At 74.5% G+C, this 11297-nt stretch carries 8 protein-coding genes; 2 read left to right on the plus strand and 6 right to left on the minus strand.

From position 1 onward, the window contains the following. The first annotated feature begins 185 nt into the window (after positions 1 to 185). Entirely contained in the window at positions 186 to 887 is a 702-nt protein-coding gene (locus ACIRS1_RS09235) for a metal-dependent hydrolase (protein WP_402838087.1), read from the plus strand. 72 nt (positions 888 to 959) lie between these two features. On the opposite strand, the gene ACIRS1_RS09240 is transcribed toward ACIRS1_RS09235, so the two are convergent. The 4 genes from ACIRS1_RS09240 to nhaA all read right to left on the minus strand — a co-directional run bounded on the left by ACIRS1_RS09240 (position 960) and on the right by nhaA (position 4536). Then, on the minus strand, positions 960 to 1169 hold the full coding sequence (locus ACIRS1_RS09240; RefSeq protein WP_360205496.1) for a hypothetical protein: 210 nt from the start codon (positions 1167 to 1169) through the stop codon (positions 960 to 962). A gap of 144 nt (positions 1170 to 1313) precedes the next feature. Further along, on the minus strand, positions 1314 to 2333 hold the full coding sequence (locus ACIRS1_RS09245; protein WP_360205493.1) for an alpha/beta hydrolase: 1020 nt from the start codon (positions 2331 to 2333) through the stop codon (positions 1314 to 1316). A gap of 163 nt (positions 2334 to 2496) precedes the next feature. Then, on the minus strand, positions 2497 to 2973 hold the full coding sequence (locus ACIRS1_RS09250; RefSeq protein WP_360205490.1) for a phage holin family protein: 477 nt from the start codon (positions 2971 to 2973) through the stop codon (positions 2497 to 2499). Between the two features lie 189 nt (positions 2974 to 3162). Continuing rightward, a complete protein-coding gene (gene nhaA, locus ACIRS1_RS09255) occupies positions 3163 to 4536 on the minus strand; it encodes a Na+/H+ antiporter NhaA (protein WP_396317040.1) in 1374 nt (457 codons plus the stop codon). Positions 4537 to 4940: 404 nt separating this feature from the next. Between nhaA and ACIRS1_RS09260 the strand changes: the two genes are divergently transcribed. Further along, complete coding sequence (locus tag ACIRS1_RS09260) at positions 4941 to 6191, plus strand: serine hydrolase domain-containing protein (protein WP_396317041.1); 1251 nt, start codon at positions 4941 to 4943, stop codon at positions 6189 to 6191. A 58-nt stretch (positions 6192 to 6249) separates the two neighbouring features. Here the strand turns inward: ACIRS1_RS09260 and acs are convergent, their stop codons facing one another. Continuing rightward, entirely contained in the window at positions 6250 to 8205 is a 1956-nt protein-coding gene (gene acs, locus ACIRS1_RS09265; RefSeq protein ID WP_402838091.1) for an acetate--CoA ligase, read from the minus strand. 241 nt (positions 8206 to 8446) lie between these two features. Then, entirely contained in the window at positions 8447 to 10816 is a 2370-nt protein-coding gene (locus tag ACIRS1_RS09270; RefSeq protein WP_402838093.1) for a SulP family inorganic anion transporter, read from the minus strand. Between the last annotated feature and the right edge of the window lie 481 nt (positions 10817 to 11297).

Consider the following 11297-nt stretch of genomic DNA (forward strand, 5'->3'; position numbering starts at 1 on the left):
CCCGACCCGGTCGGCTCCGCCCTCCGGCGGGGAAGCACTGGGGAAGCACCGGGGACGCGCCGGGGGCACTCCGCCGGATGTCCGTCGGATCGTCAGTCCCCCCTGGTAGCCTCTGCCGCGCTCACCCGTTCGGCTCAACCGGGCGCCGTCCCGGAGTGAGTCGCACGGGAGGTCGGGGAAGTCCGATGATGGGTCACTCGCACGCGGTCAGCGGGGCGATGCTGTACGCGGCCTCGGCGCCGTTCCTGCCCCCGCTGCTGCTGCACACCACGCTGCAGCCCGCGGACATACTGATGGGCACCGTGCTGTGCGCGGGTGCCGCCCTGCTGCCGGACCTCGACCACCACGACGGCTCGATCGCCAACTTCCTCGGCCCGCTCTCCAAGGCCCTCTGCCGCTTCGTGGCCTGGGCCTCGGGCGGGCACCGGCACGCCACCCACTCGCTGCTCTTCGTCGCGCTGACGGGCGGCGGCACCTGGGCCGGGGTCACCTTCCTGGGCCGGAACTTCACCCTCGCGCTGACGTTCTTCCTGCTCGCGCTGGCGATCCGGGCGCTGCGGCTCTGCCCGCCGGGGGACGGTCCGCAGACCTGGATCACCATCGTCGGGCTGTCCGCGCTCGGCACCTTCGGGATGAACACCTGGATGCCGAACTCGCCCGGCTGGCTGCCCTACGCGGTGGCGCTGGGCACGCTGGCGCACCTGCTGGGCGACTGCCTGACCAAGAAGGGCGCGCCGCTGCTGTGGCCGCACAAGGAACGCTACGAGGTGGTGCTGATCAAGCGCAGCGGCAACAGCGTGGAGACCAAGGTGCTGGTGCCGATCATGTCGGTGGCGACCTTCGTCCTGCTCTGGTTCACGGCGCTGTCGCCCACGATCGTGAACTGACCGGCCGGGCGCCGGGGCCGCCGGGCCGCCGGCCGGTCGGGCCGGTGACGCCGGGCGGTGCGGCGCGGGGCCTCAGGTCTCGCGCCGCAGTCGTGCGCCGACCCAGCGGGCGCGCCGGCCCAGGATGCGCGGGATGCCGAGCTGGCGCTGCGCCGGCCGCTGGCGGCGGTCGAGGCCGTCGAAGCCGAGGTCGTCCGCCCGGTCGGGGCGGTGGGCGGAGCGCTGGGAGCTGTTCTGGCGTTGGGCGCGCGGGGCACCGCCGCGATCGGGCATCCAGGTCATACCGGAATGGATGCCCCTGGGCCGGTGGGGGTAATCGCCCGGGTCGCGTCGAAGTTGTCCTATGCGCTTGTCATATGAGCTCAGCGTCAAGGGAGTTGGGGTCCGAAGGCCCTTCCCGCGGGACCCGCCGAAAGGGCCCGTGCCTCACTCCTTGTGGTGGCCGATCCAGTCCAGCAGCTCGGCGGTGAACTGCTCCGGGACCTCCTCGTGCGGGAAGTGCCCCACCCCGGGCAGCAGCCGCCAGCGGTACGGCGCCGCCACGTACTCGCCGCCGCCGAGCGCGGTGCGCGACAGCAGCACCGGGTCCGCCGCGCCCTGGACGTGCAGGGTCGGCGCCGTGATCGGCTTCTTCATCCGCCGGGCGAACTGGATGCCGTCCGGGCGGGCCATCGAACGCAGCAGCCAGCGGTACGGCTCGATCGAGCAGTGCGCCGTGCTCGGGATCTGGATCGCCTGCCGGTACGCGTGCTTGGCCGCCCCGTCGAGCTGGTTCGGCCCGGTCCAGGCGTCCAGGTAGTGGCCGACCAGCGCGGCGTCGTCGGCCACCAGGCGGCGTTCCGGTATCCACGGCCGCTGGAAGCCCAGCACGTGCTCGAAGGCGGCCGCCTGGCGGCGGTCGGTCAGCAGGGCCCGGCGCAGGTCCCGGGGGTGTGCGGCGGAGACGACGGTGAGGCTCTGGATCACCGACGGGCGCATCACCGCCGCGACCCAGGCCAGCGTCCCGCCGGAGGCGTGGCCGACCAGGTGCGCCCGGCGTTCGCCGAGCGAGCGGATCACCCCGGTGATGTCCAGTGCCAGGTTGCCCGGGTCGTACCCGCGCGGGGTGCGGTCGCTGCCGCCGATGCCCCGCAGGTCGAGGGCCACCGCCCGGTAGCCGGCCTCGGCCAGCGCGGTCAGCTGGTGGCGCCAGGCCCACCAGTACTCGGGCCAGCCGTGCACCAGCAGTACCAGCGGGCCCGCGCCGAGCTCGGCGATGTGGAACCGGGCGCCGTTGGCCGCCAGGTCGCGGTGCGTCCACGGGCCGGCCTGCCGGACGCTCCAGGCCTCGGCGGCGTCGTCGACGGCACCGCCGGCGGCCTCCTCGGCGGGCTCCCGTCCGGGGGCCGGGGCGGGGCCGGATGCGGCGGACGGCTGCGCGGGTACGGGCTTCTGGTCAAGCGGCATACCGAGAGCGTGTCACATCCGTGCGCCGGACACGTGCCCGGCACTCGCTCCCGGCGGGTCCGGGAGCGCCCGGCGGGCCGCCGTCCGACGGGCCGGCGCGCCGCCACCGGGGAGGGGCGGGCGGGCCGCCGGACCGGCCGTCACCGGACGGGCGGGCGGGCGGTTACGGGATGCGGCCCAGGCCCCGGTCGATCTCCTCCTGGGTGGCCGGGCGCGGCCGGGCGTTCTTCAGCACGTCGGCGGTCCTCTGCGCGCCCTCGATGGTGCGGTGCGGCTTCTCGATCTTCTTGAACGAGCGCCAGGCCAGCAGCCCGAGCACCACCGCGAGCAGCACGTAGGCGGCCGCCACGATCAGGAAGGACCAGCCGAGCGAGAGGCCCAGCGCGTGGATGCCGAACGCGGCGGCGGCGCTGAACATCGGGACGGAGGCCAGCAGCACCACGCCGGCGACGGCCAGTGAGACGCCCCCGGACACGCCGCGCTTGACGTCCGCCCGGATCTCGGCCTTGGCGAGCGCGATCTCGTCGTGGACGAGCGCGGACAGGTCGGCGGTGGCCGCCGCGAACAGCTGCCCCACCGAACGCTCGCCCTCGTAGGGCGCCCGGCCGTAGCTGGACGGGTCTGCGGCTCCTGCGGGCATCAGCGGTTCTCCTCTGCGGCTGTGCGGCGTGACGCCGCCGTGTGGTGCGGTTCCGGAGGCCGGTGGGGGCCCGGAGGCGTCCGTGGACTGTCGACAGCTCAGAATCATGCCCCTACCGGTCAGTCGCACACCACTCCGGGGCCCCGCCGGGGGGACGTGTCCCGGGCCGGGGAGGGCCGCCGGAGGGCCTCAGGGCGCCTTCCCGGGCCCCTCCTCGCGGGGGTGCCGGGTGAGGTCGGCGACCCGGGCGCGCCAGGCCGGGTCGTCCTGCTGGTAGACGTCCGGGACGCCGTCGCCGTCCACGTCCCGGTCCTCCTCCTCGCACAGCGCGCGGTAGTGCCGGTTGCGCAGCTTGAGCAGCACGGTGGCGATCGTCGCGCAGAACAGCGAGCCGACCAGGACGGCGGTCTTGGCCAGGTCGGCGAGGGCCGGGTCGCCGGGGAAGGCCAGCTCGCTGATGAGCAGCGAGACCGTGAAGCCGATGCCGGCGAGCACCGAGACCGCGAAGAGGTCGGCCCAGCTGAGCCGGGGGTTCAGTTCGGCCCGGGTGAAGCGGGCGGCCAGCCAGGTGCCGCCGAAGATGCCGACCGTCTTGCCGACCAGCAGGCCGATGACGATGCCGAGCGGCATGGCCTGGGTGAACACCTCGCGCAGCGCCGGCCCGGAGATCGTCACCCCGGCCGCGAACAGCGCGAAGACCGGGACGGCCAGGCCGGCCGAGAGCGGGCGGACCAGGTGCTCGATGTGCTCGCCGGGGGACTGCTGCTCGTCGCCCTCGCGGTGGCAGCGCAGCATCAGGCCCATCGCGACGCCGGCGACCGTGGCGTGGACGCCGCTCTCGTGCATCAGCGCCCAGGTCAGGAAGGCCAGCGGCACGAACAGGTACCAGCCGTGCACCCCGCGCCGGTGCAGGAACCAGAACAGCACCAGGCCGGCCAGCGCCAGTCCGAGCGCCCAGAACTTGATGCCGGAGCTGTAGAAGACCGCGATGATCAGGATCGCGATCAGGTCGTCCACCACGGCGAGGGTCAGCAGGAAGGCGCGCAGGGCGGACGGCAGGTGGCTGCCGACCACGGCCAGCACGCCGAGCGCGAAGGCGATGTCGGTGGCGGTCGGGATCGCCCAGCCGCCGGGGTGGCCGCCGCCGCCCGAGTTGACGAGCGTGAAGAGGACGGCGGGCAGGGCCACGCCGCAGACCGCGGCGACCACCGGCAGCAGCGCGGCGCTCGGGGTGCGCAGCTCGCCCGCGACGAACTCGCGCTTGAGCTCGATGCCGGCCACGAAGAAGAAGATCGTCAGCAGGCCGTCCTTGGCCCAGTTGCCGAGGGTGAGGTCGAGGTGGAGCGGGCCGGACGGGCCGACGGTGTGGTCGAGGACGCTCTGGTAGGCCTCCGGCCAGACGTTGGCCCAGATCAGGGCCACCACGGCGGCGACGAGCAGCAGCACGCCGCCGACCGTCTCGGTCCGCAGGGCGTCGGTGATGAAGGTCCGCTCGGGCAGGGACAGCCGGCCGAGGAACTGCCGGCGGGTCGTCGGCTCGGGGACGGGCGGCTGGTCGGTCACGCGGGACCTCCTGGGGCTGGGAGCGGCAACGGATGCACGGGTGGTGCAGTTGCCGACCAGACTTCCCGGCGCGCCCTGTGACGCCCGGTCTCCTGCTCGGGGACCTTGATGCGTCCTTACCAGTCTAGCGGGATCTTTCGGGTGACGACCGGATCGTCCTACTGAAGGACTTAAGCCCTGCCGACGGCTTCCGCACCCCCGGGGAGCACCCGCCCTGCACCCGGATGGCCCCGGCCGCATGCAGTCGGGTGAACCCGTCCCTATCGTCGGTCGCAGGCGCCGCCCGACCCGGGGCGGCGCGCCCCCCCCGGTGGGGAACGGCCGGGACCGACCGGAGGCACGACCATGCCCAGACCACCCCTCTTACCGCCGTCGCGGCGACTCCCCCGGTGGAGCGCCGACCGATGAACACCGCGCTGTACCCCCCGGTCGGTACCGACGTCCCCGAGGACCTCGACCACCTGCTCCGCCCGCTGTTCCACGCCGCGGGCCCCGGCGGCGGCATCGCCGTCGCCGTGATCCGGGGCGCCGAGCGGACGGTCGCCTGCCGGGGCCACTCCGACCGCTCCGCCGAACGCCCCGTCCGGGCCGACACCCGGTTCGAGCTCGGCTCCGTCACCAAGACCTTCACCGGCCTGCTGCTGGCCGAGATGGCCGCCCGGGGGGACGTCCGCTACGACGACCCGATCGACCGCTACCTCCCCGCGCACGCCGCCCCCGGCTACCCGCACGAGCGGCCGATCACCCTGCTCCACCTGGCCACCCACACCTCGGGCCTGCCCCGGTCGCCGGTCGGTCTGCTGCCGGCCGTGGCCCCCCGGTGGTTCACCCGCCCGTACGCCACGTTCGGCCCCGCCCACCTGCTCGGGGCACTGCCGCGGACCCCCGTCCGGGGGACTCCGGGCACGCAGGTGCGCTACTCCAACCTCGGCTGCGGACTGCTCGGGATGCTGCTGGCCAACGCGGCCGGACAGCGTTACGACGACCTGCTGGCCGCCCGGGTCTGCGGGCCGCTCGGCCTGGTGGACACCTCCTGCGGGCCCGGCCCGGAGGACGTCGCCCGGTACCGGCGCGGCCGCCGGGTGCCGTCGTTCCGGCTGCCGGCCCTGCCCGGCGCGGCGGCCCTGCGCTCGACCGCCGACGACATGCTCCGCTACCTGCAGGCGCACCTGTCGCTGGACGCCGTTCCGCTCCCGGAGCCGGCCGACGCGGCGGTGCTGCGGACCGCGCTCGGCGAGGTCCGCCGGCCGCGGGCCGGGCGACGCCGCGGCGGCGGGACCCGGATCTGCCTGGGCTGGAACCAGCGCTCGGGGGCGGGCCCGGACCGGACGGCCGGGGCCGGGCCGGGGGAGGACGAGGGGGTGGAGGAGGAGCTGGTGTTCCACACCGGGTCGACCCGCGGCGGTACCGCCTTCGTCGGGTTCAGTCCACGGGCGGAGGTGGGCCTCGCGGTCATGGCCGGGGCCCGGTCGCTGCGCAGCCGCGGCTTCGTCCAGCGCGCGTACGACACCCTGCGGACGATGGCCGCCGACCGGACGGCCGGGAGCGACGGCGTCGGCGGCGAGGACGGCGGGGTCGCGGAGGGCGGGGCCGGCGGTGCCCGGTCCACCGGGCGCGGTGGGCGGGCAGCGCCGGGCGGGGTGGTGCCGGAGTGACGACGGTGCCCCGGGCGGTGGTCACCGCCCGGGGCACCGGTCAGACCGGTCGCGCAGCTCAGCCGTTGCTGGCGGTGGGCGGGAGCTGGGCCTGGATCTGGCTCATCACGGTGCTGTCGGCGAGCGTGGTGGTGTCGCCGACCTCGCGGCCTTCGGCGATGTCGCGCAGGAGGCGGCGCATGATCTTGCCGGAGCGGGTCTTGGGGAGTTCGCCGACGACCTTGATCTGCTTGGGCTTGGCGATCGGGCCCAGGGTGCGGCCGACGTGGGCGCGCAGTTCCTCGACGAGTTCGGGGGTGTCGGTGGCCGTGCCGCGCAGGATGACGAAGGCGACGATGGCCTGGCCGGTGGTGGCGTCGGTGGCGCCGACGACCGCGGACTCGGCCACGGCGGGGTGGCCGACGAGGGCGGACTCGACCTCGGTGGTGGAGATGTTGTGGCCGGAGACGAGCATCACGTCGTCGACCCGGCCGAGGAGCCAGATGTCGCCGTCCTCGTCCTTCTTGGCGCCGTCGCCCGCGAAGTAGCGGCCTTCGAAGCGGGACCAGTAGGTGTCGATGTAGCGCTGGTCGTCGCCCCAGATGGTGCGGAGCATGGAGGGCCACGGCTCGGTCAGGACGAGGTAGCCGCCGGAGCCGTTGGGGACCTCGTTGGCCTCGTCGTCGACGACGGTGGCGGCGATGCCGGGCAGGGCGCGCTGGGCCGAGCCGGGCTTGGTCTCGGTGACACCGGGCAGCGGGCTGATCATCATCGCGCCGGTCTCGGTCTGCCACCAGGTGTCCACGATCGGGGCCTTGCCGGCGCCGATGTGCTCGCGGTACCAGATCCACGCCTCGGGGTTGATCGGCTCGCCGACGCTGCCCAGCACCCTCAGCGAGGAGAGGTCGAACTTGGCGGGGATGTCGTCGCCCCACTTCATGAAGGTGCGGATCGCGGTGGGGGCGGTGTAGAGGATGGTGACGCCGTACTTCTGCACGATCTCCCAGAACCGGCCCTGGTGCGGGGTGTCCGGGGTGCCCTCGTAGACGACCTGGGTCGCGCCGTTGGCGAGCGGGCCGTAGACGATGTACGAGTGGCCGGTGACCCAGCCGATGTCCGCGGTGCACCAGTACACGTCGGTGTCCGGCTTCAGGTCGAACACCGCGTGGTGGGTGTAGGCGGCCTGGGTGAGGTAGCCGCCGGAGGTGTGCAGGATGCCCTTGGGCTTCCCGGTGGTGCCGGAGGTGTAGAGGATGAACAGCGGGTGCTCGGCCTCGTGCGCCTCGGGGGTGTGCTCGGTGGACTGGCGTGCGGTGATCTCGTGCCACCACACGTCGCGGCCCTCGGTGAAGGCGGTGTCCTGACCGGTGCGGCGCACCACCAGGACGTGTTCGACGCCGTCGACCTTGGTCAGGGCCTCGTCGATGGCGGGCTTGAGCGCGGAGGGCTTGCCGCGGCGGTAGCCGCCGTCGGCGGTGATGACGAGTTTGGCCCGGGCGTCCTGGATGCGGGAGGCGACCGCGTCGGCGGAGAAGCCGCCGAAGACCACCGAGTGGGTGGCGCCGATCCGGGCGCAGGCGAGCATCGCGATGACGGCCTCGGCGATCATCGGCAGGTAGACGGCGACCCGGTCGCCCTTGCGCACGCCGAGTTCCAGCAGCGCGTTGGCGGCCTGCGAGACCTCGTCCTTGAGCTGGGCGTAGGTGATCGAGCGGCCGTCACCGGGCTCGCCCTCGAAGTGGATCGCGACCCGCTCGCCCAGGCCGTTCTCGACGTGGCGGTCCACGCAGTTGTAGGCCACGTTGAGGGTGCCGTCGGCGAACCACTTGGCGAACGGCGGGTTCGACCAGTCCAGCGTCTGGGTCGGCTCGACCTCCCAGCTCAGCCGGCGGGCCTGCTCGGCCCAGAACCCCAGACGGTCCTCGGAGGCCTGCGCGTACGCGGCCGCGGTGACGTTGGCGGCTGCGGCGAGCTCTGCCGGCGGGGCGAAACGCCGCTCCTCCTTGAGCAGGTTGGCCAGGCTCTCGTTGCTCAACGCGCACTCCTCATCGAGTCATGATCGGGGACGATCCCGTGCGTGGGGATTGTCCCGTGTGTCCCAGCGCACAGCTCACCAGGCGAACGGGGCACTTGACAAGAGGCTCCTTGGAATTGGTGTAGACCTTTGACCGACTGTCGAACGCCGTGCCGTGCGGCCCGCCGCCCTCGGGGCGACGGGCCGCACGGTGGCTGGAGCCCGTGCCCCGGCCCGCCCGGCGGGGACACGGGCCCGGCTCTCAGGCGGCCAGCTCGGGGGCCTCCCCTCCGGCGTCGACGGGAACCCGCCCGTCCTCATTCACCCGTTCGGCCGTGTCGGCTCCCGCCGGCCCGACCGGCCCGACCGCGCTGAACGTCCCGCTGGCGCGGTCGAGCACGTAGGCCTGGGCGGTGGCGAAGTCGAAGTACATCCCGACCAGCCGCAGGGAGCCCTCCTCGACCCGGCGCTCCACGGCCGGGTTCGCCATCAGCTGGTCCAACTGCTGGACCACGTTGGTGAGGCAGAGCTGCTCCACCAGGTCGACCACCGGGCGGTCGTCGAACCCGGCGGGCACCCGGCGGAGCCGGTCCAGCGCCCCGCGGCCGTTGCGCAGCCAGCGGGCCAGCGGGGTGGGCGGCCCGGGGCGCTCGTGCACGCCGTCCAGCAGGGCCTTCATGGCGCCGCAGCCGGAGTGGCCGCAGACCGTGATCGAGCGCACCTCCAGCACCTCGACCGCGTACTGCACCGCGGCGGCCACCGAGTCGTCGGCCGCGCCCGGCTCGAACGGGGCCGGTACCAGGTTGCCCACGTTGCGGACGGTGAAGAGGTCCCCCGGGCCGCTATTGGTGATCATGCTGGTGACCATCCGCGAGTCCGCGCAGGTCAGGAAGAGCTGGGACGGGGTCTGCCCCTCCCGGGCCAGCCGGGCGAGTTCGGGCCGGATCAGCGGGGCGGTGTGCTGCTGGAACACCCGGACGCCGTCCAGCAGCCGCCCGTGCGGGTCCTCCTGCTGCTCGATGCAGTGGTGGCCGACCCAGGGCGTCCAGGCCCGGCAGCGGTGCGGGCCGGGGGAGCTGCCGGCCCGTACGGTGCCGTCGGGGTCGAGCACCTCGTCGTCCTGGCGGCGCGTCACCATCGAGACCCGGCCGCCGGCCGCCTGGTGGCCCGTCCGCCAGCTGTGCAGCGTCTCGAACGCGGCGTGGTCCAGGAAGGAGCCATCGTGGACCACCGTGACCTCGGCGCCGGCCGGGATCCCGGCCAGCGCCCGGCTCAGCCGGGGGACGGCGGTGAAGGTGAGCGGGCCGTGCGTCTGGACGGTGACCGCGCCGTCCGGGCCGGGCAGCACGTCCACGTGGGCGCGGGTCAGCCGGTAGAGCGCCAGCAGCACGGCGGTGCCGGCGCCGAACGCGACGCCCCACAGCACGCCGAAGGCCACCACGCCGAGCACGGTGGTCAGGTAGACCGGGAACTCGCGGTGCCGGTGCACGTTGCGGATGTGCGCGAAGCTGACCATCTGCAGCCCGACCACCAGGACCAGCGCGGCCAGCGCGGAGAGCGGGATCCGGCGCAGCCCGCCGGTCAGCGCCAGCGCGGCGGCGAGCACCCAGGCGCCGTGCAGCACGGAGGCCCACCGGCTCTGGGCGCCGGCCCGGACGTTGGCCGTGCTGCGGACGGCGCCGCCCGCGATGGGCAGCCCTCCGACCAGCCCGCTGACCATGTTGGCCAGGCCCTGGCCGCGCAGTTCGCGGTCGAGGTCGCCGGTGCGGTGCGACATCCGGTCGACCGCGACGGCGGACAGCAGCGACTCCACGCTGGCGACGGCGGTGACGGTGAGGACGGCGGCCAGCACACCGGCGAGCGGACCGTGCGGCAGTGCGGGCACCAGGGCGTGCGGCTCCCAGGCGGGCAGCCCGATGTGGGCGAGCCGCAGGCCCAGGGCCAGGGCGAGCGCGGTGGCGGCGGCGACGGCGGCCAGCGGCCCCGGCACCTTGGCCAGCTTCGCGCCCAACGCGCCGGCGCGGCCGGGGAGTCGGGCCAGCCGGGGCCAGCCGAGCAGGACGGCCACCGTCACCGCGCCGACCAGCAGCGCGGGCGGGTGCGGGGCGCCCAACTGCCCGGGCAGCGCGATGATGTTGGCGATCGCGGAGCTCTGCGGGGAGCCGCCCAGGACGACGTGGAGCTGGGCGATGGCGATGGTCAGCCCGACCCCGGCCAGCATGCCGTGCACGATGGCGGGCGAGACGGCGAGTGCCGTGCGGGCCACCCGCCGTACGCCGAGGAGGAGTTGGAGCAGGCCGGCGGTGAGGGTGATGGCGCAGGTGGCCTGCCAGCCGTACTGGCCGATCAGCCCGGCGGTGATCACCGTCAGCGCGGCCGAGGGCCCGCTGACCTGCAGCGGGGTGCCGCCGAACAGTCCGACTACGATGCCGCCGACGGCGGCCGCGGCGAGGCCCGCGGTCAGCGGGGCGCCGGTGGCGAGCGCGATGCCGAGGGAGAACGGCACGGCGATCAGGAAGACCACCAGGGAGGCCGAGAGGTCCTGCGCCCAGCGGGCGCGGCCGCCGGGGCCCGGCGGGGCGTGGTCGGTGGTGTCGGAGGCGATGGGTGCGCTGGAGATGTCGAGGGTCATGGTCTTCCCGTCTGTCCGGGGGAACGAACGCAGTCAGGTCCGGCGGTGAGTCCGGGGTGGGGCTCCGGGGCGGATCGGCTGTCGTGGGTCGCGACGGTGTGGCGGGATGGCGTGGGCGCGGCGGGGAGTGCGGGTGTCACCGGCCGGGCGTCGACCATCAGGGCCCGCCAGGGGGCCGGGCGAGGTGCGGGACGTCTCGCCGGGGCCGTCCGGAACGGACCATCAAGACTCGGTAAACCGAGGGTAATGAAAGCTTTGCACAGCGTCATTCCGGGAGGGAAGGGGAAAACCGTCTGATTCACCCCATTGGGTGGTGTTCGAACGGTCGGGAATCTGCTGGTGGCGCGGGGTGGGGCGGTGTGCGGAACGGGCCGCGGGCCCCCCCCGGGAGCAGGGGGGGGGCCCGGGCCCCGCGGGGGGGGGGGGGGGCCGGCGGGCCCCCCCCCCCGGGCGGGCCCCCCCGCCCCGCCGCCCCCCCCCC

It is taken from the genome of Kitasatospora sp. NPDC101176 (assembly GCF_044768035.1).
Classification (GTDB): Bacteria; Actinomycetota; Actinomycetes; order Streptomycetales; family Streptomycetaceae; genus Kitasatospora.

Coding starts and splice junctions, on each gene's coding strand:
- ACIRS1_RS09235 (WP_402838087.1), top strand. CDS start 186: ATGATGGGTCACTCGCACGCGGTCAGCGGGGCGATGCTGTACGCGGCC.
- ACIRS1_RS09240 (WP_360205496.1), bottom strand. CDS start 1,169: ATGACCTGGATGCCCGATCGCGGCGGTGCCCCGCGCGCCCAACGCCAG.
- ACIRS1_RS09245 (WP_360205493.1), bottom strand. CDS start 2,333: ATGCCGCTTGACCAGAAGCCCGTACCCGCGCAGCCGTCCGCCGCATCC.
- ACIRS1_RS09250 (WP_360205490.1), bottom strand. CDS start 2,973: ATGCCCGCAGGAGCCGCAGACCCGTCCAGCTACGGCCGGGCGCCCTAC.
- ACIRS1_RS09260 (WP_396317041.1), top strand. CDS start 4,941: ATGAACACCGCGCTGTACCCCCCGGTCGGTACCGACGTCCCCGAGGAC.
- ACIRS1_RS09270 (WP_402838093.1), bottom strand. CDS start 10,816: ATGACCCTCGACATCTCCAGCGCACCCATCGCCTCCGACACCACCGAC.